The 24,318-nt window shown below is 70.1% G+C and carries 22 protein-coding genes and 4 tRNA genes; 10 read left to right on the top strand and 16 right to left on the bottom strand.

Features of this window, described 5'->3' with window-relative positions:
* The first annotated feature begins 72 nt into the window (after window positions 1-72).
* The 5 genes from ABD901_RS22370 to ABD901_RS22350 all read left to right on the top strand — a co-directional run bounded on the left by ABD901_RS22370 (window position 73) and on the right by ABD901_RS22350 (window position 5,041).
* Window positions 73-861, top strand: a complete 789-nt coding sequence (locus tag ABD901_RS22370) for an ABC transporter ATP-binding protein (RefSeq protein ID WP_345129057.1) — start codon at window positions 73-75, stop codon at window positions 859-861.
* The gene (locus ABD901_RS22365; RefSeq protein ID WP_345129056.1) at window positions 851-1,804 is read left to right on the top strand and encodes an ABC transporter permease; all 954 of its coding nucleotides are present in this window, start codon (window positions 851-853) and stop codon (window positions 1,802-1,804) included. Before ABD901_RS22370 ends, ABD901_RS22365 begins: the two co-directional genes overlap by 11 nt.
* A 28-nt stretch (window positions 1,805-1,832) precedes the next feature.
* Entirely contained in the window at window positions 1,833-2,876 is a 1,044-nt protein-coding gene (locus tag ABD901_RS22360; RefSeq protein WP_345129055.1) for an ABC transporter substrate-binding protein, read from the top strand.
* A 648-nt stretch (window positions 2,877-3,524) separates the two neighbouring features.
* Complete coding sequence (locus tag ABD901_RS22355; RefSeq protein WP_345129054.1) at window positions 3,525-3,806, top strand: STAS domain-containing protein; 282 nt, start codon at window positions 3,525-3,527, stop codon at window positions 3,804-3,806.
* Window positions 3,803-5,041, top strand: coding sequence for a PP2C family protein-serine/threonine phosphatase (locus tag ABD901_RS22350; RefSeq protein WP_345129053.1), 1,239 nt, complete (start codon window positions 3,803-3,805; stop codon window positions 5,039-5,041). The genes ABD901_RS22355 and ABD901_RS22350 overlap by 4 nt, the downstream gene beginning before the upstream one ends.
* A 135-nt stretch (window positions 5,042-5,176) precedes the next feature.
* Here the strand turns inward: ABD901_RS22350 and ABD901_RS22345 are convergent, their stop codons facing one another.
* On the bottom strand, window positions 5,177-5,929 hold the full coding sequence (locus ABD901_RS22345) for a DUF2795 domain-containing protein (RefSeq protein ID WP_345129052.1): 753 nt from the start codon (window positions 5,927-5,929) through the stop codon (window positions 5,177-5,179).
* A gap of 179 nt (window positions 5,930-6,108) precedes the next feature.
* Between ABD901_RS22345 and ABD901_RS22340 the strand changes: the two genes are divergently transcribed.
* A complete protein-coding gene (locus ABD901_RS22340; RefSeq protein ID WP_345129051.1) occupies window positions 6,109-6,447 on the top strand; it encodes a hypothetical protein in 339 nt (112 codons plus the stop codon).
* A 37-nt stretch (window positions 6,448-6,484) separates the two neighbouring features.
* Window positions 6,485-9,847: a DNA polymerase III subunit alpha gene (locus ABD901_RS22335; RefSeq protein ID WP_345129050.1), complete on the top strand. Its 3,363-nt coding sequence runs from the start codon at window positions 6,485-6,487 to the stop codon at window positions 9,845-9,847.
* A gap of 66 nt (window positions 9,848-9,913) precedes the next feature.
* Here the strand turns inward: ABD901_RS22335 and ABD901_RS22330 are convergent, their stop codons facing one another.
* The 7 genes from ABD901_RS22330 to ABD901_RS22300 all read right to left on the bottom strand — a co-directional run bounded on the left by ABD901_RS22330 (window position 9,914) and on the right by ABD901_RS22300 (window position 16,285).
* Complete coding sequence (locus ABD901_RS22330; RefSeq protein ID WP_345129049.1) at window positions 9,914-10,996, bottom strand: TFIIB-type zinc ribbon-containing protein; 1,083 nt, start codon at window positions 10,994-10,996, stop codon at window positions 9,914-9,916.
* Window positions 10,997-11,000: 4 nt separating this feature from the next.
* On the bottom strand, window positions 11,001-12,116 hold the full coding sequence (locus tag ABD901_RS22325) for an SPFH domain-containing protein (protein ID WP_345129048.1): 1,116 nt from the start codon (window positions 12,114-12,116) through the stop codon (window positions 11,001-11,003).
* Between the two features lie 244 nt (window positions 12,117-12,360).
* On the bottom strand, window positions 12,361-12,747 hold the full coding sequence (locus ABD901_RS22320) for a low affinity iron permease family protein (RefSeq protein WP_345129047.1): 387 nt from the start codon (window positions 12,745-12,747) through the stop codon (window positions 12,361-12,363).
* 245 nt (window positions 12,748-12,992) lie between these two features.
* On the bottom strand, window positions 12,993-13,619 hold the full coding sequence (locus ABD901_RS22315; RefSeq protein WP_345129046.1) for a response regulator: 627 nt from the start codon (window positions 13,617-13,619) through the stop codon (window positions 12,993-12,995).
* A complete protein-coding gene (locus tag ABD901_RS22310; protein WP_345129045.1) occupies window positions 13,616-14,899 on the bottom strand; it encodes a sensor histidine kinase in 1,284 nt (427 codons plus the stop codon). The genes ABD901_RS22315 and ABD901_RS22310 overlap by 4 nt, the downstream gene beginning before the upstream one ends.
* Window positions 14,900-14,903: 4 nt before the next feature.
* Complete coding sequence (locus ABD901_RS22305; RefSeq protein WP_345129044.1) at window positions 14,904-15,359, bottom strand: ABA4-like family protein; 456 nt, start codon at window positions 15,357-15,359, stop codon at window positions 14,904-14,906.
* A complete protein-coding gene (locus ABD901_RS22300) occupies window positions 15,356-16,285 on the bottom strand; it encodes a hypothetical protein (RefSeq protein WP_380138853.1) in 930 nt (309 codons plus the stop codon). Before ABD901_RS22300 ends, ABD901_RS22305 begins: the two co-directional genes overlap by 4 nt.
* A gap of 242 nt (window positions 16,286-16,527) precedes the next feature.
* Between ABD901_RS22300 and ABD901_RS22295 the strand changes: the two genes are divergently transcribed.
* Window positions 16,528-17,670, top strand: coding sequence for an NAD(P)-binding domain-containing protein (locus ABD901_RS22295; RefSeq protein WP_345129042.1), 1,143 nt, complete (start codon window positions 16,528-16,530; stop codon window positions 17,668-17,670).
* An 813-nt stretch (window positions 17,671-18,483) separates the two neighbouring features.
* Window positions 18,484-18,900, top strand: coding sequence for a hypothetical protein (locus ABD901_RS22290; RefSeq protein WP_345129041.1), 417 nt, complete (start codon window positions 18,484-18,486; stop codon window positions 18,898-18,900).
* Between the two features lie 99 nt (window positions 18,901-18,999).
* On the opposite strand, the gene ABD901_RS22285 is transcribed toward ABD901_RS22290, so the two are convergent.
* Window positions 19,000-20,376 (bottom strand): DUF4253 domain-containing protein, encoded by a 1,377-nt coding sequence (locus tag ABD901_RS22285; protein ID WP_345129040.1) that lies wholly within the window; start codon window positions 20,374-20,376, stop codon window positions 19,000-19,002.
* 167 nt (window positions 20,377-20,543) lie between these two features.
* Between ABD901_RS22285 and ABD901_RS22280 the strand changes: the two genes are divergently transcribed.
* A complete protein-coding gene (locus tag ABD901_RS22280; RefSeq protein WP_345129039.1) occupies window positions 20,544-20,960 on the top strand; it encodes a carboxymuconolactone decarboxylase family protein in 417 nt (138 codons plus the stop codon).
* 13 nt (window positions 20,961-20,973) lie between these two features.
* Here the strand turns inward: ABD901_RS22280 and ABD901_RS22275 are convergent.
* From ABD901_RS22275 to ABD901_RS22245, 7 genes are all read right to left on the bottom strand, one after another.
* Window positions 20,974-21,047, bottom strand: a tRNA-Arg gene (locus ABD901_RS22275).
* A gap of 13 nt (window positions 21,048-21,060) precedes the next feature.
* Window positions 21,061-21,133 (bottom strand) — tRNA-Thr (locus ABD901_RS22270).
* Window positions 21,134-21,138: 5 nt separating this feature from the next.
* Window positions 21,139-21,213 (bottom strand) — tRNA-Thr (locus ABD901_RS22265).
* Between the two features lie 6 nt (window positions 21,214-21,219).
* Window positions 21,220-21,292 (bottom strand) — tRNA-Phe (locus tag ABD901_RS22260).
* Window positions 21,293-21,526: 234 nt separating this feature from the next.
* A complete protein-coding gene (locus ABD901_RS22255; RefSeq protein ID WP_345129038.1) occupies window positions 21,527-22,096 on the bottom strand; it encodes a TetR/AcrR family transcriptional regulator in 570 nt (189 codons plus the stop codon).
* A gap of 77 nt (window positions 22,097-22,173) precedes the next feature.
* On the bottom strand, window positions 22,174-22,977 hold the full coding sequence (locus ABD901_RS22250) for a hypothetical protein (RefSeq protein ID WP_345129037.1): 804 nt from the start codon (window positions 22,975-22,977) through the stop codon (window positions 22,174-22,176).
* 70 nt (window positions 22,978-23,047) lie between these two features.
* Entirely contained in the window at window positions 23,048-24,205 is a 1,158-nt protein-coding gene (locus ABD901_RS22245) for a hypothetical protein (RefSeq protein WP_345129036.1), read from the bottom strand.
* Window positions 24,206-24,318 lie beyond the last annotated feature (113 nt).

Here is a 24,318-nt window from a genome sequence, read left to right as displayed (position 1 = left end):
CGTCCTCGCAACACCGGGCGATAACCGTCCCGAAATGGCCCGGCAACATGAGGAGGAGACGTGACCCAACCCGTGATCGAGCTGCGGGGCGCGACCAAGCGCTTTCGCGGCTCGTCCGGCATCATGACGGCCGTCCACGACCTCACCATCAGTATCCGCCCAGGTGAGTTCGTGGCGGTGGTCGGCCCGACCGGTTGCGGCAAGTCCACCACCCTGTCGCTGGTGTCCGGCCTGGAACCCCCGTCCTCGGGCGAGGTTCTGGTGGACGGCGCGCCGGTGAGGGGCATCCCGGCCGGCGTCGGCTACATGTTCCAGCAGGACGCGATCCTGCCGTGGAAGAACGTACTGGACAACGTCGCCGCCGGGCCGCGCTTCCGCGGCGTGCCCAAGGCCCGCGCGCGGGCCGACGCGGCGACCTGGGTCGAGCGGGTCGGCCTTGCCGGTTTCGAGGCGTATTACCCGCACCAGCTCTCCGGCGGCATGCGCAAACGGGTGGCGCTCGCGCAGACCCTCGTCAACGAACCGAAGATCATCTTGATGGACGAGCCGTTCAGCGCCCTGGACGTGCAGACGCGCGCGTTGATGCAGGACGAGCTGCTGCGGCTATGGGCCGGCACCGCCGCCGTGATCTTCGTTACCCACGACCTGGAGGAGGCGATCGCGCTCGCCGACCGGGTGATCGTGCTGACCGCCGTGCCGGCCACGGTGAAGGCCGACTTCACGATCAACCTGCCCCGTCCCCGCGACGTCGAGGAGATCCGCCTCACCACGGCATTCCTCGACATCTATCGCGAAATCTGGGACTCCCTGCGCGAAGAGGTGGCCCGCGCCAGGAAGGGGGCGACCCTCAGTGCTGCCTGACACCGAAACACAGCAGCGCCCGAAGCAGGCGCAGCTTGCCGACGCCGACCGCGCGGCGATCCGGGTGGCGGCCAGTGCACAACGTCGCCGCCGCGCGCTGGTCTGGGGTGTGCGGACCCTGCTCGTCGTGGTCGGCCTGTCGGCGTGGGAGTTCGCCGCCCGATACTGGGTCGACTTCGACGGGAACACTCACTTCAGCAAGCCGCTGGACTGGAAGGAACACGCCCAGCGCTGGGGCATCGACCAGTTCTTCTACTCCCAGCCCTCGCAGATCTGGCAGCGCCTGTACGACTGGTTCACCACCGGGCCGAGCAGCGGCCCGATCTGGGAACACATCGGGGTCACCCTGTGGGAGGCGGCGTCGGGCTTCGTCATCGGCTCGCTCGGCGGGGTGGTGCTCGGCGTCCTGCTGGGGCGGGCCCGCTTCGTCGCCGAGGTGCTCGCGCCCTTCATCAAGGCGGCGAACGCCATCCCGCGGATCGTGCTGGCGTCGCTGTTCGTGATCTGGTTCGGACTCGGTCTGAGCTCGAAGATCGCCACCGCCGTGGTGCTGGTCTTCTTCGCGGTCTTCTTCAACGCCTTCCAGGGCGCCCGCGAGGTGGACCGCAACCTGGTCAACAATGCCCGCATTCTCGGGGCGAGCCGGCTCAAGGTCCTCACCTCCATCGTCATCCCGAGCGCCACGTCCTGGATCCTCGCCTCGTTGCACGTCGCCTTCGGCTTCGCGCTGATCGGGGCCGTCGTCGGCGAGGTCATCGGCGCCAAGCGCGGCCTCGGCCTGCTGATCGCCCATTCCCAGGGCACATTCGACGCGGCCGGCATCTACGCCGGAATGATCATCATCACGGTGATCGCACTCGGCGCGGAGTGGCTCCTCACCGCGCTGGAGAAGCGCCTGCTGCGCTGGCGTCCCCCCTCGGCCAGCGAAGCCGTTCAAATCTGACACCCCCCCACAAAGGAGAGAGCTGACAATGCGACGCGTCTTGAAGGCGTTCCTCGCCGTCGGTATGGCGGCCGGTCTGACCGCCTGCGCCACGGCCAAGCCGCCGGCCGCCCCGAACACCGAAGGTCCGCTGTCGAAGGTCCGGATCGGCGTCGGCGGCATCAACAAAGTGATCTACATGCCGGCCATGCTCACCGAGAGGCTGGACTACTTCAAGGCCGAGGGGCTGGAGGTCGAGCTCTCCGACGAGCAGAACGGCGTCAACCAGGAGAACGAGATGCTCGCCGGCCACCTCGAGGGGGTGGTCGGGTTCATGGACCACGCCTACACCCTGCAGCTCAAGGGCAAGTGCGTCCAGAGCGTCGTGCAGTTCGCCAACACGCCGCTGGAGAAGGTCATGCTGTCGTCGAAAGAGGCGTCGACGGTAAAGACGATGGCGGACCTGAAGGGCAAGAAGGTCGGGTTCACCAGCAAGGGCTCCTCCACCAACGCCCTGATCAACTCCCTGATGGCGAAGGCCGGTGTCAAGGAGAGCGAGTTCACCGGCGTCGCGGCCGGCGCGGGCTCCACGTTCATCGCCTCGATCGAGAACGGCGGCATCACCGCCGGCATCACGACGCCGCCAACGTCGACCACACTGCTGGACAAGAAAACCGCGACCACGCTGGTCGATCTGTCCACGGTGGACAGCACGAAGCAGGCGCTCGGCGGCCTCTACCCGGCAAGCTCGCTCTACATGCCCTGCGAGTGGGTGAAGGCTCACCCGCGGGAGTCCCAGAAGCTGGCCAACGCGTTCGTCAAGACGCTGCAGTACATCGCCGGCCACTCCGCGGAGGACATCGCCGCCAAGATGCCGGCAGACTACGCCGGCGGCAACCAGCAGCTGTATGTCGCGTCGATCAAGGAGACCAAGGCCGGGTTCACCGCCGACGGCGTGATCGACGCCGACGGCGCCCGCAACGTCGTCGAGGTCCTCGCCGCCGGTAACCCAGATGTCGCGAGCAACAAGGCTCAGATCAACGTCGACAAGGGGTACACGACCGAGTTCGTGACCAAGGTGCCCAAGGCCTGACCGACGTCCAGTCAGCACAGATGACCCGCGCCGGCCGTGGTGTAACGCCACGGCCGGCGCGGGTAATGCCGGTCACCGCTCGGTCCACAGTAACGCCACCTCGCCGCGCGGCCCCACGAGCGCACCCCGGCGGCCGTCGCCCAGGAACGCGTACTCGCGCAGCACCTGCGGCGACGCCGCAGGTGCCCTAGTCGTTGCGGGCCTTCCGCGTACTGCGGGCATTGGCCTTCTGGTCTCCTGCGCCTTGCGCGGCGACCGCTTGAGTGTCGCGGGCATGTCCTCGCGCGCCGGCATGACCGAACCTCCTTTCGACAGAACATCAATCGCCTGCCCAGCTGCACGACGGCATAAACGTAACCTCACCCACGGAGGGCTACCACCAGCCTCACCGCAACACTCTTTGACCTGTCGGCCGGGTGCGGAAACAGGTCGGGTGTTGAACGCGAAACGGCGCCGGATCACACACGAACGCCGGCGTTGCGCGTGAGGTCGCTGCGGCGGTGCCTCGGGGCCGCCGTTGGGCTACAGTCGGTTGCTGGCAATTGCGCGCATCGGATACCACGATTCGCGGCGGGTACAAGAAGCACGATGGTAGGGAACAAGCGGTCCGGGATGCTGACGGTTGCCCGGCATGATGGGTCCACAGAGGTGACGGTCGCAGTCCGGGGGGAGATCGATCTCGCGACCGCCGCGCAGCTGCGTGACGCCATCGTCACCGCGGTCGCCGATGCCGAGCCTGACATGTCGGTGGTCGTGGACCTGGCCGGGCTGCGGTTCATCGACTCGGCCGGGATCAGCGTCCTGTTGCGCGGGCGCCGCAGCGCGCTCGCCGCCGGCCGGGAGTTCCGGGTGGCCGGCGCGGAGGGCCTGGTCCTGGAGGTGTTGCAGCTGACCGGGATCTGGCCGCTGCTGTCCGGGGAGGCGGCGTGACGTCCGTGGCAGGCACCGGCGCGGTCGGCAGTGCCGAACAGCTGCGGCGGCTGCAGGCAGTCACCGACGCCGCACTGTCCCGCCTGGGCGTGGAGGATCTGCTGCGGGAACTGCTGGAACGGACCAAGGATCTCCTGCACGCCGACACCGCTGCGGTGATGCTGCTCGACCCCATCGGCAGCGAACTGGTCGCGACCGCGGCCAGCGGCCTGGAGCGCGAGGTGTACCTGGGAGTGCGGGTGCCGTTCGGCCGCGGATTCGCCGGCACCGTCGCCGCCCGCGGCGAGCCCGTCGCGATCGAGCACGTCAACCACGCCGACACGGCCGATCCTGTACTGCTCAGCGTGCAGCTCGCCGCGGCGCTCGGCGTGCCGATGATCAGCGACGGCCGGGTGATCGGGGTGTTGTACATCGGCACCGGCACGCCGCGGCGGTTCACCGGCCAGGAGATCGAGCTGCTCCAGCTGGTCGCCGATCGGGCCGCGCACGCGACGGTGGCGCGCCAGCACAGTCTGGACCAGGCGGCCGCCCACGTGCTGCAGCGCAGCCTGCTGCCGACCCATCCGCCGCAGCTGCCCGGACTGGACCTTGCGGTGCGTTACGTGCCCGGCGCGGAGAGCGGGGTCGGCGGTGACTGGTACGACGTGTTCGATCTGCCATCCGGGCACATCGGCATCGCCGTCGGGGACGTGGCCGGCAACGGGCTGCGGGCCGCGGTGGTGATGGGCCGGATCCGCTCGGCGCTGCGCGCGTACGCGATGGAGACCGATGACCCCGCGGAGGTCCTGACCCGTCTGGATCGCAAGGTCCAGCGGTTCGAGCCCGATGCGATGGCCACCGCGATCTACGCGGTGATCGCCCCCGATCTGGCGACGTTGACGCTGTCCAACGCCGGGCATCTGCCGCCGGTCGGGCTGGAACCCGGCGGCGCCGGTCACCTGACGGTCGTCAAGCCGGACCTGCCGCTCGGCGCCGACCTGCGCATTGCGCGGCACACGACCGCGGTGCCGCTGCCGGTCGGGCATAGCGTGCTCTTCTACACCGACGGCCTGGTGGAGCGCCGAGGCCGTTCGCTCGTGGCCGAGATGCAACGGCTCGCGGGTGCCCTCAGCGCCGGGCACAGCGCCGAACAGCTGTGCACGGAGGCCATGACGGCGATGCTCGATCATGACGCGCCGAGGGACGACATCGCCATGCTCGCCCTGCGTCGCACGTCCTCCGGCACCAACGTGTAGCCGGGGCCGGCGTGGCGGCGATTACGCCCCGGCTGGGATTCTTCGCCACGACAGGGTGATCGGCTCGGGCGGCGCGGCGCCACGGCGGCGACGCCGGTCGTGGTGGCCGCGCCGCGGGACGTCAGGCTGAATGGTTCATTCCTCGCCCATGCGCTTACGCCAGTCGCGCATCGCGTCGCGGATCTTGTCGAACACCGCGGTCGGCGCTCCGACCATCAGGTTGACGGCCGCGGACTCCCCAACCGCCGGATGCGGGCGCGTCGGCACAACCGCCTCGGCTGCCTGGAACGTGGTCGCCATACGGCGCAGCCGGTCAATGTCGGCGTGCTGGCGTAGCTGCGCGAACTCCAGTCGCTCCTCTTGCGCCGCATGGGCCAGCACCGATTCGGCCAGGACGCCCAGGTGCCGGTCGAACTCCGGATGATCGATCCCCAGGTCGTAGACGTCGGCGAGCGCCCGCTTGGCCTCGGACTCCTCTTGCAGCCGTTCGCCGACCACCGTGTCGCCGTTGGGAATCAGGTCACGCGCCGCCGGATGCACGACCACCTCCTCGGCGTTCTCGTGCACGGCCAGCATCCTGACGAGCTCGTGGAACAGTTCCTCTTTCTGCGCTGCCTGAGCGGAACTGACGCGCGTAAACATCTGCTTGATCTCAGTGTGCCGGGCGAGCAGGATCTCTACGATGTCACGCTGCTGCGTCGACGGCTCCCCGATGGCCTGGCTGACATCGTTCGGCGAGGCGAACCGGTCACGGGGAAGGTCCTGCAAGGTCCGCATGACATTGTCGCCGGCACCGTGCTCGCGAGCCTGCTCGACAAGGTGCTGTTTGTTCGTCGGATAGTCCACGTCGCCGAGGTACCGCTGGACCTCGATCGCGCTAGCTGTCATGTTGTGTTGCTACCCACCGGTCCGTACTCCAAGCCCGGGACGTGCCGTGGGGTCGGGCCCTCACCGGGCCGGGATGATTTCGCGTTTGCGCAGCTCACGGTACCCGAGGTTCGCCTCCTGCCCGATCTCGAACAGGACGTGCTGGAGTCCCACGAGGAACATCACGCCGCCGACGTGCTGTGTACGGAGATGTCCACAATGGACCCCACGACGCGCACCTCGACGCGAGGGTCACCGTGCTCATCGAGAACGTCACCCGCCACGTCCAGGAGGAAGAGGACGAGTGGTACCCGAAGGTCCGGGAGGGCCTCGGCCGCAACCAGCTGCAGGAGCTCGGCGCGGGGGACGCCCGGCGTTGGTGGATCCTCGACGCCAACCTGGCGGCGGCCCGGCCTGCCTGGCCCGCTGCTGGACCGGATGGGGCTGCGGCCCTTCCGACGACGTCCGCACGCGGAGGCCTGCGGCTGCACGCGGGCGTGAGCGGCATCAGCGGCCGTTTCTCCCGGCTGCCGACTTGAGAGAGGCTGGTAGCAGGTCCCTCGCGAGGAGGACGCGGTGTCCGATTTTGCGCACCTGCACGTCGCCTCGGGGTACTCGCTGCGCTACGGCGCCGCTCTGCCCGGGCGCCTGGCGGAGCGCGCCGCCGAGCGTGGCATCACCGCGCTGGCGCTGACCGACCGGGACACCCTGGCCGGCAGCATCCGCTTCGCCAAGGCCTGCGCCGCCGCCGGGGTGCGCCCATTGTTCGGCGCCGATCTCGCCCACGCCCCCTACGCCGCGCCACACCACCGGCCCGCCACCTGGCACACGGCGCGCGAGCGGGCGATCGCCGCCGACCGTTCCCCCCGCGTGGTCCTGCTCGCCGAAAACCGCGCCGCCTGGGCCGCACTGTGCCATCTGATCAGCGCCGCCCACGCCCACCCCGACAGCCCGCCCCTGCTCGCCTGGGCCGACCTTGAGCGCCACGCCACCGGCCTGACCGCCCTCCTCGGGCCCGCCTCCGAACCCATCCAGGCACTCGGCGCCGGCCACCCGGACCAGGCGGTGGCCCTGCTGGCACCCTGGCGCGAGATCTTCGGCCCCCGTCTGCGCCTCGAGGCGGCGTACTACGACCCGCGGGGCACCGGGCCCGGCTCACTGCCCCTGGCCGCCCGCACCCTCAACCTGGCCGCCGACCAGGGCATCGAGGCGGTCCTGGCCGGTGCCGTCCGCTACGCCGAGCCCGACCAGGCCCCCGTCGCCGACGTCCTGGACTCCGCCCGCCGCCTGACCCGCATCGACCCCCGACACACCGACCGCGGTGAGCGCTGGCTCAAACCTCCCTCCGCCATGGCCGCCGTCGCCGAGCACATCGCCCGAGCTGCCGGCCAGGATGCGTCGCACCTGCTGGCCGCCACCGGCCGCTGCGCCGAACAGCTGCGCCTGGACCCCGAAGGCGACCTGGGTATCGGCCAGGTCCACTTCCCCGAACCGCAGCTGGTCGGCGCGAGCCCGGCCACCGCGGCCCGCATGCTGGCGACCCGCTGCCGGGCGGCCATGGCCGCCCGTGGCTACGACCACGACCCGGCCATGCTCCGGCGCCTGGAGGAGGAGCTCGCCGTCATCGAGCACTTCGGCTACCCCGCGTACTTCCTGACCGTCGCCCAGATCGTGGACGACACCCGGCGCCTGGGCATCCGGGTCGCCGCCCGCGGCTCCGCCGCCGGATCCCTGGTCGTACACCTGCTCGGCATCGCCACCGCCAACCCCGTCCAGCACGGCCTGCTCATGGAGCGCTTCCTCTCCCCGCGCCGCACCACGCTGCCCGACATCGACATCGACGTGGAGTCCGCCCGGCGCCTGGAGGTCTACCGCGCCATCTTCGACCGCTTCGGCCCCGAGCGGGTGGCCACGGTCGCCATGCCCGAGACGTACCGCATCCGCAATGCCATCCGCGACACCGCCACCGCGCTCGGCCTCGACCCGGCCGAGACCGGCCGCCTGGCGAAGGCGTTCCCCCACATCCGCGCCAAGGACGCCCGCACCGCCCTCGCCGAACTGCCCGAACTGCGCACCGTCGCGGCCCGCTACGCCCGCCACACCAGGCTGTGGGACCTCGTCGAGGCCCTGGACGGACTCCCCCGTTCGATCGCCATGCACCCTTGCGGCGTGCTGCTGTCCGACCACACACTCATGGACCGCACCCCGGTGGTGCCCAGCAGCGGCGAGCACCTGGCGATGGCGCAGTTCGACAAGGACGACGTCGAGGACCTCGGCCTGCTCAAGCTCGACGTCCTCGGCGTGCGGATGCAGTCGGCCATGGCCCACGCCGTCGCCGAGATCCACCGCACCACCGGCCGCCTCGTCGACCTCGACGACCCCCGCCAGGTTATGCCCGAAGACTCCGCCGCCCTCGAACTGATCCGCTCCACCCGTACCCTGGGCTGCTTCCAGATCGAAAGCCCCGGCCAACGCGACCTCATCGGCCGCTTCCAGCCCACCACCCTGCACGACCTCGTCGTCGACATCTCCCTGTTCCGGCCCGGCCCGGTCGCCGCCGACATGGTCCGCCCCTTCATCACCGCCCGCCACGGCCTACGCCGGCCCCACTACCCTCACCCGGACCTGGTGCCCGTCCTGAAGGAGACCTACGGCGTCGTCGTCTGGCATGAACAGGTCATCCGAATCATCGCCCAGCTGACCGGCTGCGACCGGGCCATGGCCGACGAGGCCCGCCGCGCCCTCGCCGACGCCGCGCACCAGGCCCAGGTACGCGAGTGGTTCACCACCCAGGCCCGCACTCGCGGCTACCGGCAGGCGGTCATCCAGCAGACTTGGCGGGTCCTTGAGGCGTTCGGTGCCTACGGCTTCTGCAAGGCCCACGCCGTCGCCTTCGCCGTGCCCACCTACCAGTCCGCCTGGCTCAAGGCCCACCACCCCGCCGCGTTCTACGCCGGCATCCTCACCCACGACCCCGGCATGTACCCCAAACGGCTGCTGCTGGCCGACGCCCGACGCCACGGCATCACCATCCTGCCCCTGGACATCAACCGCTCCTGCGCCGACTACCGCATCGAACCCCTCGACCCCCACCACCCCGACCACGGATACGGCCTGAGACTCGCCCTCGCGGACCTCTACGGCATCCATGCCTCCGAGATCGCCCGGATCACCGCCGGCCAACCCTTCACCTCACTGACCGACCTGTGGCAGCGCGCCCGCCCCAGCCGACCGACCGTCGAACGCCTCGCCCAACTCGGCGCCCTGGACCCGCTCACCCCGGGGCTCACCCGCCGCGACACGCTCCAGCACATCGCACGGCTCGACCACCGCCCGCGCGTCCACGCCGCCCAACTCACCGTTCCCGGCACCGACACCGGACCCCGCACCGTCAGCTCGCTGCCCGACCTGACCGACCGCGAGAAGCTCCACGCCGAGCTCCGCCTCCTGCGCATGGACGCCTGCCGCCACCTCATGACCGAGTACCGCCCACTCCTGGACGAACTGCGTGCACTGCCCGCCAGCCGCCTCACCGACCAGGCCGACGGCGCAACCGTCCTGGTCGCCGGCGTGAAAGCGGCCATACAGACCCCGCCCATCCGCTCCGGACGCCGCGTCATCTTCACCACGCTGGACGACTCGACGGGTGTGATCGACTGTGCCTTTTTCCCCGACAGCCAACACGACCATGCCCGGACCGTGTTCGATGCCTGGCTGCTGCTCGTGCGAGGGACGGTGAGCCGCCGCGGCGGCCGGGCAGTCTCAGTGGTCGGCTTGGCCTGCTGGGACCTCACGGCATTGTCGCGCGCGCGGCGCGACGGCGGCTCGGAGGCAGTGCGCCGGATCTTGGAGGCGCCGACTTCGGCCCGGCCGATCATTCCTGCCGGGTCGCAGGCCCCCCGCCGCCTGTGGCATGCGAGTCCAGGAAGCCCAGGGTGACTTCAACACGCCACGGTTTCATGGTCAAGGACATGTGTGCGCGGCGGCCGAGTCAGTGGCTGCCGGTCAACGACCCCTCGTGTACACGACGAAGAAGACGATCGCAGCGATGAGCAGGACGGCACCGATGATGGCTGCCGCGATCTTGCCCGCGCTGTAGGGGCGTTCGCCGGCAACTTCGCCGGTGCGGCCGTTGACCTGAATGTTGTAGGCCCTGCCGGCGTAGAGGTAGCAGGCGATCCACACCGGCAGCAGCATCAGCTTGAAGGTGACGTCGTGATACTGGGTGTCGACGCGGTCGACGCGCTGCTCGTCGCCGCCGATGTCCTGGCGGCAGTCCTGCTCGATGACCGGGGCGATCTTGCGTTTCGCGGTGTCGAGGCCGGCTTCCGGCTCGACGTCGTAGCGCAGGGTCTCGTGCCCGGCGAGGTACTCGGGGCGGTACGGCTGCGCGTCGGTCAGCGGCCAGGGCTCCAGCGCATCGAGGTGCTCGGCGGTGACCTTCGTGGTGCCGGCGACGAGCACGTCGTCGAAGTCGCGGCCGACGGTACCGCTCGCGGGGTACCACCGTGTCTTCTGCACCTGCCTCGTCTTCGTCTCGCCGTTCTCCGTGTAGGTCTCGGTGACGTAATAGTGCTCGGCGCGCCGGCCCTGGTAGTGCGAGACGGTCCGGGTGTCGTACGTCCAGTGCGGCAGGTACGTGCTCTTCGCCGACTCCGCCTCGCTGACCTTCTTGAGCCCGGACGGGGCGAACCAGCGCGACGACGCCCATTTGCCCAGTGCCTCGCGCAGCTGCCGCTTGTCGAGCGTGAACGGCAGCACCGCCTCGGGCACCACCTGGTCGGCGGCGTCGAGCTGCGCGACGACCGCGGCGCCGCAGAAGCGGCAGCGGTCCGAGATCGCGTCGGACTCGGTCTGCGCACCGCAGTTCTGGCACCTGAAGACGTGCTTGGCCAGCTGCGCTACGGGCTTGCGGGGCAGCCCGGTGAACTGCGCCCAGTCGCGCTCCCGGACCTGCTGGCCGGTCGCCTGAAGGGCGGTCTGGTGCCCGCAGTACGGGCATTGCAGCACGTTGGTGCCTGGCGCGAACTCGACGTTGGCGCCGCACCCGGCGCACGGGTACTGCTGCTGTGCCACGTGGGTGCTCATCGGATCAGCCCTGCGGCGGGAACGGCGGCGGGACGGCGGCGAACAGGCTTCCCAGCTCGGGCACCTGGCCCGCCGGGGTCCACTGGGCCATGCCGTTCTTCCAGACCAGCGTCGTGCGGGTGACCGCGCCGCCCTGCACCTGCGCGCCGAGGGCATTGAGATCGAACGGGCCGCCCTGCTGGCCGCTGACGCCGGCGAACCACTGGTCCTGCTGCGGCAGCGGTGGCGGCCCGGCCGGTGGCGCCGACGCGGGGGGTGCGGCGGCCGGCTGGTTGATGGCGTTGGCCATCCGCTGCCCGGCGGCCATGCCCAGGCCCAGGCCGAGGCCCTCGCCGGCGCCGCCGGAGTTGTTCGCGGCGTCCTCCATCGCGTTGGCGGCCTGGAACTTGGTGTACTGGCCCAGGTTGCCCAGCACGCCCATCGACGTTCGCTTGTCGAGCGCCTCCTCGACCTCCGGCGGCAGGGAGATGTTCTCGATGATGAACTTCGGGATCTGCACCCCGTAGGCGGACAGCTCCTCGCTCAGCACCCCGGCGAGCTTCTGGCCGATGAGGAGCTGCTGGGCGACGAGGTCGAGCACCGGCACCTGCGCAGCGGCCAGGGCGGGGCCCAGGTGCCCGACGATGAGCTGGCGCAGGAACTCCTGCACCTCCTCGGTGCGGAACTGCGGGTCGGTGCCGACCAGCTCGCGCAGCAGTTTCTCCGGGTCCGCGACCCGCATCGAGAATGCGCCGAACGCGCGCAGCCGCACCATGCCGAACTCGGCGTCGCGCATCATGACCGGGTTCTGCGTGCCCCACTTGAAGTCGGTGAACTGCCGCGTGTTGACGTAGTAGACCTCCGCCTTCCACGGCGAGTCGAACCCGTACTTCCAGCCCTTCAGCGTCGACAGGATCGGCAGGTTCTGCGTCTGCAGCGTGTACGTCCCCGGGACGAACACGTCGGCGATCTGCCCCTCGTTGACGAACACGGCGGTCTGCGACTCGCGCACGACCAGCTTGGCGCCCATCTTGATCTCGTTCTGATACCGCGGGAAGCGCCAGACGATCGTGTCCCGACTGTCGTCGAGCCACTCGATGATGTCGACGAACTCGCCTTTTATCTTGTCCAACAGTCCCACGTCGTCCCCCTCGTCTCCGATGATCTTTTGCGCGACGGTGACCTTGGCAAGCAGCGTCCAGCTGCGCGCCCATCGCGGGGTGGAATCGGTGCCGCGGCCGAAGCCAGAAGGCCGGACATTGTCCCGCCGCCGTGAGGACACGACGCCCCGATGAGCGGATGCGAAGGTCGTGAACCCAACGTTGTCGGAGCTATTCGGGCGGATGCCCGGCGGGACGCGCATATAGCGTTTTGGCCCGTTGGGTTCAGGAGCTCTCGCGGTCCTCCAGTCCGACCGCGTCGCGTAGCTCGGTTACCGCGTCGTGTAGTCCTCGGCGATCGTGGACGTCGGCGGTATGGGTCATCAGTACCGCGACCGCCTCGGCCAAGGCGTTGAGCTTGTCCTGGGTCGACTGGTCGTTGCGGGTCTGAGTGTTCTGCAGGAGTGCCACCAGCAGGAAGGTGACGATGGTGGTCGCGGTGTTGATGATGAGCTGCCAGGTGTCGACGTCCCGGATCACCAGGATCGACGGCGCCCAGATCAGCACCAGCAGGAGGCAGGCGGCGAAGAACCAGGCCCGTGAGACGAACTCCGCAGCATGGGTGGCGAATTTGTCGAAGAACGACAGCTGGGGCGTGACATCGCTGGGCATGTGGGGTGCCCGCGGTTGACCGGCCGCGACAGGTTGGCTGGTACTCATGTGCCTGCTGGTACCCGAGCATGGGCCGCCGCGAAACGCAGCCTATGAGTCGTCGGGAATTGCGTGGTGAGGCGGGTTTCGTCAGCTGCGCTGTCGGGCGGTGGCTTTGTTCGTCACGTACGGGCGCGGACTGGGATGAATGCGAGACAGGCTCCAAGCCATCGGTGGTGATCCGCTGGCGAGCGCGGGCGGGGCGCTCAGGCGCCGCGGGCGAACAGGGCCAGGCGTACCCGGTTGGGGCTGTCGGTCTTGGTCATCAGGCTGGTGATGTGGGTCTTGACCGTGGTGACGCCGATGTGAAGCCGATCGGCGATCTCCGTGTTGGACAGGCCCGCGGCGACCAGGTTCAGCACGTCCCGTTCGCGCGCGGTCAGTCCTTGGGCCGGCCGCGGCGCCTCGGCGCGGGCGTGTACCGCGCGCTGAACCAGGCGCTGCAGCACCTCCTGACTGAACGGGCTGTCGCCCGCGGCGGCCCGGCGGACGCCGTCCAGCAGATCGGCGGGCGGCGCGTCCTTGAGCAGGAACCCGCAGGCGCCGGCGGTCAGGGCCGGATAGAGGTGGTCGTCGTCGCCGAACGTGGTCAGCACCAGGATCCGGGTGGCGGGGCGGTCGGCGAGGATGCGGCTGGTCGCGGTGATCCCGTCGACGCCGGGCATGCGCAGGTCCATGACGACGACGTCGGGGGTGAGCCGGGCCGCGAGGGAGATCGCTTCGCGGCCGTCGGCGGCCTCGCCGACGACCTCGATGTCAGGCTGGGCGTCGCACAGCATGCGCAGGCCCGCGCGGATGAGGTGCTGGTCGTCGACCAGCAGGACGCGGATCATGCCGGCTCCGGCGCGTGCGGCCCGGCCGAGGCCCTGGGGCCGCGGGGCGCCGACGAGGCCGGCGTGACGGCGGGCGAGGCGGAAGAAGCCGTCGGCGAGGAGGCGGGCGCGGGGACCGGGGCCGGGAGGACGGTGCGGACTCGCCAACCCGCGCCGGTCGGACCTGCCTCCAGCTGACCGTGAAGGACCTCGACCCGCTCGCGCATGCCGGTGATGCCGTGGCCGCCACCGGGCGGCACCGCCGCCGGCACCCATCCGCGCCCGTTGTCCGAGACCTCCCAATGGACGGCCCCGTCGTCCACGGAAACCGAGAGGCGTGCCAGCGCGGACGGCCCGGCATGCTTGGCCACGTTGGTCAGCGCCTCCTGGGTCAGTCGCAACACCGCCAGGCCCCGAACCGCGTCGAGCGAACCGACTCCCGGGTCGATGTCGGCCTCCACCGTGACACCGGCTTGGCGGGCCCGATCGACCGCCGCGCCGAGTGCCGCCGGAAGCGCCGACGGCTCGATCGCGGTCAGCGCCGCGTCACCGCGCACCCCATCGGGGTTGCGCAGCACCGCGACCAGCTGACGCAGATCCGCCAAGGCGGCGGTCCCGGTGCCGTGCACGTCGTCGAACACCTCGCCTACCCGCGGATCCAGGTCGTGAAGTACGTGCCGGGCTACGCCGACCCGCAGCACCATCGACGCCACGTGATGCGCGACCACGTCGTGCAGCTCGCGGGCGATGGCGCTGCGTTCGTCGGCGCGCGCGGCGCGGGTCTCCGACTCGTGCCGGCGCTGCTCCGCCGCGGCCCGCTCCAGGGCCTGCCGACCGAGCTCCCGGTTGGTCCGGATGACCAGACCGAGCAGCACCGGTACGCCGACCTCCAGGATCAGCCCGAAGACACCGGAGACGACCCGGTCGACCGGGTCACCGATCGAGTCGGTCAGATCGACCACGATCAGCAGCCCGGTGGCCAGCCAGATGGTGCGGGCTCGAGGCGCCCGCATGGTCACCTCGAGCAACGCCCAGCTGGCGCCCACCTGGTTGATCGTGAGGTCGTCGATGAGCGTGATCGCGACCGCGAGCAGCGCGGCCTGCATCACCAGGTTGACCAGCGGCCGACGGTGGAACACCAGTGCCACTGCGAACGCGAGCACCGCGAGGATCCACTGCGTGTCCGTCGGCGCGGGGCGCGCCTGGGTGCCGAAGACCAGGTAGCCCACCCCGCTGAGGTCGAGCAGCACCATCCGCGCGAGCGTGTCCCGCATGTCGATCAGTCGTCGCGCCCACCCCACGGGGTCAGCCTAGGTGCTGCGGCTCGGGGAGACGAACGACCGCCGGTCGCCGCCACCCGGTCCGGACCCCGAGGTAGGCGGCCAGGCCGAGCGGCCCGAGCAGAATGGTCAGCACCAGGACCGGAGCCATGACCAGCGCGGGCACCCCCCGCTCGCGGCTGTCGAGCCAGGCCCACCGGCCGACGAACAGGTCGAACGCGATCATGTGTGCCCAGGCCGCCGCCGCGCCGTCCGCGGTGCCGAGCAGGTCGCGCACGCCGCTCAGGGTCGGCGACAGCACGGCCGGCAGCACGTCTCCGGCGGCCGCGAGCACCAGGATCGCATAGATCGCCAGTACCGGCAGCACGATCAACGGCGACCCGATGATCCGGGCGGTCCAGGACCAGCGCGGCAGGAGGATCATCAGCGCCCAGAACGGCGCGGCCAGCGCGAACGTCAGGGTGAACAGCGTCGCGGTCATGCCGCCAGCACCAGTTCCGGGCTGCGCCGGCGAGCCACCACCAGGCCGGTGGCGGTCGCGGTCGCGACCACCAGGGCCGCGACGGCGGCCAGCGTGAGCGCGTCCGGACGCAGCAGCGGCTGTCCGCGCAGGGCCTGCCAGGTCAACAACACCGTGAGTACGCCGTACGCCGCGCCGGCGACGACCAGCAGCCGGGCCCGAGTGTGCTCGTCCAGCCGGGTCCCGAAGAAGCGGCTCAGCAGGATCGCGAGGATTGGCAGCGCCTGTAGGGCGTGCAGCCCCACGAAGTGCCCGATCCGCAGATCACCGCCGGTGGTGCTCCAGCCAACCAGCGGCAGCCCCGGTCCGCCGTCGAGTACGCCCACGCTGTGCGCCCCGCTGATCCCCTCGATCCCCGGCTCCTGCATCGGCAGCACCATCGGCACCGCCGCCAGCATGCCCAGCAGGGAAAGACCGAGCCCCCACCCGACCGCGCGGGCGGCGACCCGGTCCGCGATCCGCCGTTGCAGCATCACGATCCCGATGACGAAGTGCGCGACGAACAGCACCATGATCGACGCACCCATCGCCGAGAAGAGGGCGGCGTTCAGCGGGGTGGTGCCGTTGAAGTGGCTGGTCGTGCCGCGCATCACCTGCCCGACGATCACCACCATCTCGATCAACGACATCGCGACGATGACCGTGCCCGCCCACTCCGCGACCCGGCTGCGCCGCGGCAGCAGGGACAGCATCCAGGCGAGGGTGACGCCGTACAGCACGAAGGACACCGAGAACTTGAACGGTTTGAGCCAGATCGGCGCGCCGGTGAGGACGCGCGGGTCGGCGAAGACGCCGACCGCACAGATGACGGCGAGCACCGCCATCGTCGCGACGAAAATCATCAGTGGGCGGTGCCAGTTTGCCGCCCCGCGCAGCGCAGTAGTCATACCTGTAGATGCTGGTGAGCCGCTCCCCGGAATGCGCCCAACCACGGGCCCCGGTTGCGGCCGGCGGTCGGAGCGGTGTCTCCTCCCTGGGTAGGAGGCGTTCGTGGCAGGAAGGGGGAGGTCGCGCGAGATCACCGAAGCCGAGGAGCCGCACGAGTACCTCTGCGTCGCCGAGGCTCGAGCCGCGGGCGTGATGGCGGGCCCGAGGTAGCGTAGAAGTCTCCGTTCCTTCGGGAGGAACCATGCCGAAGCGGACAGAACTCCTGGTGATCGGAGCGGGGCCGTACGCGTACTCGGCCGCCGCCTTTGCTCGTGAGAACGGAATCGACACTCACATCGTCGGCCATTCGATGGCCTTCTGGCGTGAGCAGATGCCGGCTGACATGTTCTTGCGCTCGGGTCCTGACTGGCACCTCGACGCAGGCGGCAACTACACCTTCAAGGCTTTCTTCGAGGACCGAGGGATGCGACCCGAGGACTTCGACCCTATTCCGATCGCCATCTTCATCGACTACGCGGAGTGGTTCCGTCAGCGCACGTCGCTCGAAGTCGACGAACGGATGGTCACCGACCTGACCAAATTGAACGGGACTTTTCTCGCAAACCTGGACGACGGCTCGACGATCACAGCGGAGAAGGTTATTGCCGTCCCGGGCATGCGTTACTTCGCCAACCTCCCGCACTGGCACGAGGACGTACCGCGGACACTCCGATCACATACCAGCGAGCTTGTCACCTTCGAGGATCTCGCCGCCGCCCGTGTCGCCATTGTCGGAGGGCGGCAGAGCGCCTACGAGTGGGCAGCGCTGCTGTGCGACCGGCGCGCCGAGCAGGTGCACGTAGTGCATCGCCATCCCGTGCCGGAGTTTGCCAAGGTCAGCTGGGCCTTCGCGGACCCATACATCGATCAAACGCTGGCACAGCGAGGATGGTGGCGCCGACTCTCCGCGGGGGAACAACAGAGGATCGCCGGCGAATTCTGGCGAGCCGGCCGCTTCACCCTCGAGCCCTGGCTCGTCCCACGCCTCGCCACAGAGGTTGTCACCAGCCATCCCCACTGCGCGGTCATCGATGTGACGCCCGGTGATCAAGATGTGCGGCTTCAGCTCTCCGATCAGACAACGCTGATCGCGGACCATGTGATCTTCGCATGCGGCTACAAGGTAGACCTGTCTCGCATCCCCTACCTGCGCAGCGTCTCGCACCAGGTGGGGACGACAGATGGTTTCCCCGACCTGACCGAGGGCTTCGAAACATCACTGGCGGGTCTCTACGTGATCGGCTTCGCCTCCACCCGCGACTTCGGCCCCTTCTACGGTTTTACCAAGGGCTGCCCGTCATCCGCGCGCATCGCAGTCGATGAACTGATGAGCTGCGCCGCTTGATCGACCAGAGCGACGGCACGTTTCTCACGTTGCCCCGGCTGTCGTACAACTGGAATCCCTTGACCACGGTGTGCGGCACGATGTTCACCGTCCAGTACACGGTGGCCACGTAGGTCGTTCCCGTCTGCAAGCAGATGTTGGCGCCGAACGACGGCTGGTCGCCGGCGGCGTGGCGGGCGCCGGCTTCGGCGTCGCCGGCACGGTCGTGACGGCGGGTCTCCTTGTGCATCCGCTGGGCCTCGCGGAGTCCGTCGTGGACACCGCCCAGCCGGCCGGATGAGGCGGCATGATCAGCCGCATCGCCGAATGCAGGTGTGAGGTTTGCAGGTTCTCCGCCTCGCCAGGTGCCTCGCCGATTACTCTCGGCCTCGGTCAGAAAACGCCGGATGTCCGAGCGGTTCCCAGGTTGACCGCACCGTGGAGAGCCACCTCGTGGGTTCGTTCACGACGATCCGCCCACCAATTGTCTGAGCAAACCGCCTCGCGCGCAGGCGGCCCTTCCCGCCTGCGTACCGGGACGCCCTAGTTCGCACCCGCCCTTACCGCGGTGCGGCGAACCTTCCTCAGCATGCCTACCGGTCGACGCCCGGGAGGCGAGTCGCCGCGCCCATCAGCAACAGCAGCACAACTACGTGATTGGAGAAACGAATGCGTCGCATGACTCGACTGATCGCCAGTGCGCTCGTCCTCGGGGCGGTCGTAGCCGGCGGAGCTGTGGCCAGGAGTGCCACGGCCTCAGCGTCCAACAAGAACTGGTTCCCCGAACAGGTACATCTCAAGCTCACGCCGTCGACACCGCAACTTGCCGCCTGCATGCCCAATGTCCGAGTCAACGTCGACGTCCAGCTGACCACCGAACGGCTGGGATTCGACACCTTCACGGTCAACGCCTTCAATCTGCCGCCGAACACGACGTTCACGGTCTTCCTGCTGCAACAGGCAGGCCCGCCGTTCGGGGCCGCCGAATACATCGGCGACTTCACATCCGACTGGCGCGGCCGCGCGCTGAACAGCTTCAAGCTGATCGTCCAGGAGGCCTTCTCATCCACGCTCGTGAACGGGCAACGGACGCGCGTCGACCTCAACCAGGTCGGCGCCTGGTTCGCCGACCCGGCGGGCGACGACTTCTGCCTCGGCCCCAACAGCCCGGTGACACCGTTCGACGGCGACGGCGAGGCCGGCGTGCAGGCGTTCAACTCGGCCAACACCACGCCGCTGCCGGCACCCTGACCCGCGTCGTGTGATCACTGGCCACAAGAGCGAGGCCGAATACGGCGCACCGGGCTCAACGGCGAGCCCGGTGCGCCACCCATCTGGCGTTCGTCGCGGTCAGTCCCACCAGAAGTACCACTGATCGGCGGCCACCTGTTCGCGCGCTACTTGGGCGGGTAGGCCGACGGTCTGGTTCAGGTCGTCGCAGTACGCGTACTGCTCCACCGCCACCGCCGCGATCTCGGCCGGCTCGGTGGGCGGAGCGCCGACGACGAGGTCGAGCCAGTACATGTGCAGCCCGCGCACGCACGCGTCGAACCGGCGATGCCACGAGCCCAGGAACGCCGTGTGGTGCACCGGGTCGAGCTGCGGATGACGGGACGTCATCCAGTTCGTCGCGTGGGGGTTGCCCAGCAGGTACGGCAGCTGCCACCCGCCCTCCGGCGTGGCGGTCAGGCACAGCCAGCGGGCCTCGGTCGACCGCCCCCGCGCCGGCTCGGCCGCGCCGCCCGGCGGCGGGGCCGGCGGGTCGGCCGCCAGCGCCGCGACGAGGGCCGGCAGATCGACCGCGGCCAGCCCGTGGTCCTCGGCGCGCTGGGTCGCGACGAGCTCGGCCATGAGTGCCTCGGGGTCCGCCACCGGCGCGAGCCGGTCGCGCCACCGCGCCGGATCGCCCTGGGCCAGCTCGGCCGGGCTCTCGCCGCTCAGGAACGGCCACCAGCCGGTCACCGGGTACAGCTCCCGCAGCCGCTCCCAAAGCCCGTCCTGGGCCGCACCCGGCACGGCGAACCCGAACACCTCATGCCCGCTGAGGAGCTCGGCGAGGAACGGCTCCGGCAGTTCCACCCCGAGCCCGGCGAGGTGGTCCCGCACCTCGGTGGTGCGCTCCCCCGGGCGCGGCCGGTCGGCGAACGCCGCCGCCTCGACCAAGGCCGGGTCCTCCGGCGCCCAGCCCGCCGCGCCGTCGAGGTCAGCGCCGGGCGTCTGCAGCGCCTCGAGGATCCGCGGGTGCACCGACTCCCCGGGCCGGAAGTCGCCGCGGAGGAACCGCGCAATCTGGCCGCGGTCGCTCCGCGCGGTCACCAGGCCGAGCTCGCGCGCAATCTCGAACCCGGCCTCGCACCGCGCGTCGTCGCCGGCGGCAATGAGCTCGGCCAGCGTGGTGCCGGGCGCGACACCGGTGCACCGCACCCAGCCCTCCCGCGGCGTCAGCGACTCGGGCATTCGCAGGCGCTCCTGTGGTACCCACTTCCGCTCCCCCGACAGGCGTTCCGGCACCCCCCACGAGTCGCACGCGAACAGGTACATTGGCCGGACCCCAAGGCTGACCAGCCGCAGCCGCGCGCCCCGCCACCCCGAGAACTCCACGCAATGCGTCGGCGGCATCCCGAACGCCGCCTGGCCGGGCGGCCGCCACGGGTCCTCCGGCCGCACCCGGCTCACCAGCAGCCGCCCGTCCTCATCGGTGACGACCACCCGGTACTGCGTATCCACCGCTGCATCCTCCCCTTCGCCCAGCCGTGCGCAGAACTGCATTTCTCCTCGCCTGCGCCTGCACCTGGGCCCTGCAGGGTGCGCGGCAGCATCATTGACGTCGTGCCGACCTGAAATCACCCGACGTTGCGGCGCCCGCACGGCGCCGCGGCCGATAGCGTCGAGCGGTGACGACTGACGGTCCGGCGTCGGCGGCGCCGGACGCGCGGTACGCCGCCGCGCTGGACACCGCCGAGCGCCTGCTGGGATTCCGCCTGGAACGCTTCCTCGGTACCGCGCCGAGCGAGCCCGCCAACGCCGCGGACTTCAAGCGCATCGCGACGGTGCACGCGTTCGGCGACGTTTGGCCGCGCACCGAGCACCTGGACACGCTGGCGCGGGCGGTGGCGTCCGTGGCCATTGCGGCGGCCCTCGGCGTCCACGAGCCGCTGCGCGGCCAGCTGCGCATCGCGCTGAACGCCGGCGTGACCAAGGAGGCGATCGCCGAGGTCTTCCTCCAGGTCGCGGTGTACGCCGGCGTGGCCCGCGCGTTCGAGGGCTACCAGATCGCCGCCGAGGTGTTCGCGGAGGCCGCGGATCACTGAACCCGATGTTGCGTGCCCTCAGCAGGATTCGAACCTGCGGCCTCGACGTTCGTAGCGTCGCGCGCTATCCAGCTGCGCCATGAGGGCATGAAATGAACAGGGCCGGTGGGGAGGCTCGAACTCCCTACCTCGCGCTTACGAGGCGCGTGCACCACCCGTCGTGCTGCACCGGCCTGAGAGCCATCGCGGGGAGTCGAACCCACGGACCTCGCCCGTACCAGGGGCGCGCTCTTCCTGACTGAGCTACGACGGCAAGCAGTGCCCCGCGCCCGGATCGAACGGGCAACCTCCGGTTCTTCACACCGGCGCTCTGCCTTCTGAGCTTGCAGGGCATGCTGTGTCCACTGTGGAGTTGTCAAGAACCCGGTAACGAAAAACCGCCCGGTCCCTGGCGGGGCGGGCGGCTCGGCAAGCTTCCTGGGCTTACCGTTGCCGCCGTCCCGTGAAGCAGCGTCGCGTGATCGTGGACAGCGCAGCGCCGAACGCCGGCAGGTGCCGGGTTGCGGTGGCGGTCCACGTCGTCATGTCTGCAACGGTACGAGTCCGGGCCGTCGACGGCAATCGAATTACGACGCGTCGAGAAGGCGGGTGACGGTCGAGCGCACGTACGGCTCCAGCACCGCCGGGTCGTCCAGCGAGCCGCCCGCGACGATGCCGTCGCGGATGGCCATGAGGACCGTCGCGGTGCCGTCCGGGTCGGGGTGGGCGGCGGACGCCAGCAGGGTGCGGTACAGCTCCCGGTTCCAGCGGCGGTAGTCGGCGATGGTCCGGCGGACCGGGTGGGCCGGGTCCGGGTACTCCACCGCGGCGTTCGTGAACGGGCAGCCCCGGAACCGGGGGCGCACGGCGTTGTCGAGCAACAGGTCGAACATGCCCAGCAGGGCCGCGCGCGGGTCGGGCGTCGCCTGCCGCACCGCCTCCAGGGCGTCGCGCTGGCGCTGGTACTCCTCGATCAGGTAGGCGCGGACGAGATCGTCCTTGCTCGGGAAGTGGTGGTAGAAGGTCGCCTTCGCCACCGCGGCCTCGGCGATGATGCGGTCGATGCCGACCGCGTGGATGCCCTCGGCGTAGAACAGCGCCGTGGCCACCGACATGAGGCGCTCGCGGGCGGAGCGGGGGCGCGCGGCGACGGTCACCGTTCCACCCTAGCAGACAGGTCTGTCTAGAAGGCCCGCTGCCGCGGGTGCGGCAGCGGGCCTGATGTACCGGATGATCAGGCGAACTGGGCCAGCAGCGCCGCGGGGGCGGGCTGGATCTCGGCGTCCGCCGGCTTGGCGATCGTGACCGGCTTGCCGAAGTCGCTGAACGTCGACTTCGACTTCGTCGCCGGGACCTGGCCGGCGGCGGGCATGTCCATGCTGACCGAGGTGACGTAGCCGTCGGCGCCGACGGTCGCCTCGAACGGCACCGACTTCGCGGCGTCGCCCATCTGCTGGAGCAGGGCGGCACTGGTGGACGGCATGTTGCGCTTGGTCAGGTCGATCGTGCCCTTGAACGAGCCCGCGCCGGTCCGCTCGACCGTCACGAGGGCGTCGGCGAGGCCCTTGACGTTGGCCGGGTCGTCGGGGTCGCCGAGGCCCAGCTTGCTCAGCGAGGTCTTGGACCCGTCGACGTACATCCACTTCTTCGGGTCGATTCCCGGAATCGGCAGGCCCAGCTTCAGGTACACGTCCGTGCCCAGGATGATGACGTCGGCTTTGATGTTCTGGCCCGCCGCGGTAATGGTCATCGAGCCGCTGTTGGCCTTCTTGGCGGGGTCGCTGGAGCCCGTCAGCTTCGTGCTGGCCACGGTGCCGGTCTCGGTCGTCGTCGTGTAGGTGATGGTGACGCCGTTGAGCTTGTTGAAGGCGTTGGTGAGCTCTGTGCGCGCGTCGGGCGTCGGGGACGCCGCCGCGCTGGACGATGCGGCGGCCGCGGGTGCGGCGCTGCCGTTGTCGGTCTTGTCGCCGCAGGCCGCGGTGACGGTGAGTGCGCCGGTCAGTACCAGAGCGGTCAGCGCGCTTCTGCCGGACTTCATCCGTAATCCTCCCGTTGGGCGGCTCCGTGCCGCCGACGCGAGGGTAGCGATGCCGCGCCAGCCGGCCCGGTCAGTAGCCGATCGCGGTGGCGGCCGTCTCACGCAGCGGCGAGGCGACCGGTCCGGGCAGGTAGAGGTCCGCCAAGGTCCGCGGTGACTCGCCGGACAGGATGCCGTACAGCGTCGCCGCGTCCAGGTAGACCGCGGTGTCGTTCGGGTGCTTGCCGTCGGGCTCGATCAGGTGCGCGGCGCCCTGTGCGGCGATGATCGTCTCGAACTCGTCGCCGATCGGGGCCAGCAGGTTCGGCGTGACCAACGCGGCCGACAGGGCCGCGTAGTTGGTGTCGATCGCCGTCGTCGCGGCGGCCCGGGACGGGAACGGCGCCGGGTCGACCAGCGCCCAGTTCTTGAACAGCACCACCCGCCCGCCCGGCTTCAGGGCGCGGGCGAACGTGGGTGCGTACGTGTTGAGCAGGGTGTTCGTCGCCGCCGACGGGTCGGTGGCGACCAGCGTGCTGTACTCCTGCAGCACGATGAAGTCGTATCGCTTCGCGCCGCCGAGGGCCGTCGCGACCAGGCCGTCGTCCCAGGTCTGCCGCAGCGTGTACCCGGAATGGATGACCTTGGTCACGTTGATCTCCCGGCCGGCCGCGGCGGCCAGGTGCCGCACCAGCGCCGGCGTGTCCTCGCCGGAGGTCTTGTTGACGGTGCCGAGCAGGCTGTTGCCGACGAACAGCACGTCGACGGGGCGCGCCGGCGCGCCGGCGGCCACCGAGAAGCGGACCGTGAACGGGGCGCCCAGCTCGATGTCGTCCGAGTAGGCCTGGACGGTCAGGGTGTAGTCGTCCGGCCTGGCCAGCAACGGGCAGTCCACGTAGTCGTCGCAAAGGAAGTACGGCGCCCGCGAGTCGGTGTGAGTGTAGGTGCCGCCGTTCGCGCCGGTCATCGTAAACCTGACACTCGACGGCTTCGCGTCGCCGGCCGGATCGGCCCGCAGGCTGAGCCGAGCGCCGGCCAGCCGTGTGAGGTCGACCACGGTGCCGTCGGTGACGGGCGTCAGGCCCAGGACGGGCCGCCGGGTGGCGTCGTTGACGAGCGCGACGCCGCCGATCGCGCGGCCGACACCGCTGCCGCTGGCCGAACCGCGCGGCGCGAGCCACAGCAGGCCGGTGGCGAGCGCGGCGACGGCCAGCGCGGCGGCGACGGGCAGCCAGTGACGGTACGACATCTCGCGGTGACTCCTTGAACAAACAACTGGTGGCGCCCGCCCAGGGTGGTCAACCGCCGCGCGTGCTGTCAAATGGTGCACAACCGAACCGGTGGCCGGTCCACTCTTACTTG

This window comes from Dactylosporangium darangshiense, assembly GCF_039537565.1.
GTDB classification, from domain to species: domain Bacteria; phylum Actinomycetota; class Actinomycetes; order Mycobacteriales; family Micromonosporaceae; genus Dactylosporangium; species Dactylosporangium darangshiense.
Note: the sequence above shows the minus strand (reverse complement) of the source record. Positions and strands in the feature narration are given on the sequence as shown.

What these genes read in the sequence shown, in the direction of transcription:
- ABD901_RS22360 (WP_345129055.1), top strand. Translation starts at nt 1,833, where the DNA reads ATGCGACGCGTCTTGAAGGCGTTCCTCGCCGTCGGTATGGCGGCCGGT.
- ABD901_RS22345 (WP_345129052.1), bottom strand. Translation starts at nt 5,929, where the DNA reads ATGACAGCTAGCGCGATCGAGGTCCAGCGGTACCTCGGCGACGTGGAC.
- ABD901_RS22330 (WP_345129049.1), bottom strand. Translation starts at nt 10,996, where the DNA reads ATGAGCACCCACGTGGCACAGCAGCAGTACCCGTGCGCCGGGTGCGGC.
- ABD901_RS22320 (WP_345129047.1), bottom strand. Translation starts at nt 12,747, where the DNA reads ATGCCCAGCGATGTCACGCCCCAGCTGTCGTTCTTCGACAAATTCGCC.
- ABD901_RS22315 (WP_345129046.1), bottom strand. Translation starts at nt 13,619, where the DNA reads ATGATCCGCGTCCTGCTGGTCGACGACCAGCACCTCATCCGCGCGGGC.
- ABD901_RS22305 (WP_345129044.1), bottom strand. Translation starts at nt 15,359, where the DNA reads ATGACCGCGACGCTGTTCACCCTGACGTTCGCGCTGGCCGCGCCGTTC.
- ABD901_RS22300 (WP_380138853.1), bottom strand. Translation starts at nt 16,285, where the DNA reads ATGACTACTGCGCTGCGCGGGGCGGCAAACTGGCACCGCCCACTGATG.
- ABD901_RS22295 (WP_345129042.1), top strand. Translation starts at nt 16,528, where the DNA reads ATGCCGAAGCGGACAGAACTCCTGGTGATCGGAGCGGGGCCGTACGCG.
- ABD901_RS22290 (WP_345129041.1), top strand. Translation starts at nt 18,484, where the DNA reads ATGCCCAATGTCCGAGTCAACGTCGACGTCCAGCTGACCACCGAACGG.
- ABD901_RS22250 (WP_345129037.1), bottom strand. Translation starts at nt 22,977, where the DNA reads ATGAAGTCCGGCAGAAGCGCGCTGACCGCTCTGGTACTGACCGGCGCA.
- ABD901_RS22245 (WP_345129036.1), bottom strand. Translation starts at nt 24,205, where the DNA reads ATGTCGTACCGTCACTGGCTGCCCGTCGCCGCCGCGCTGGCCGTCGCC.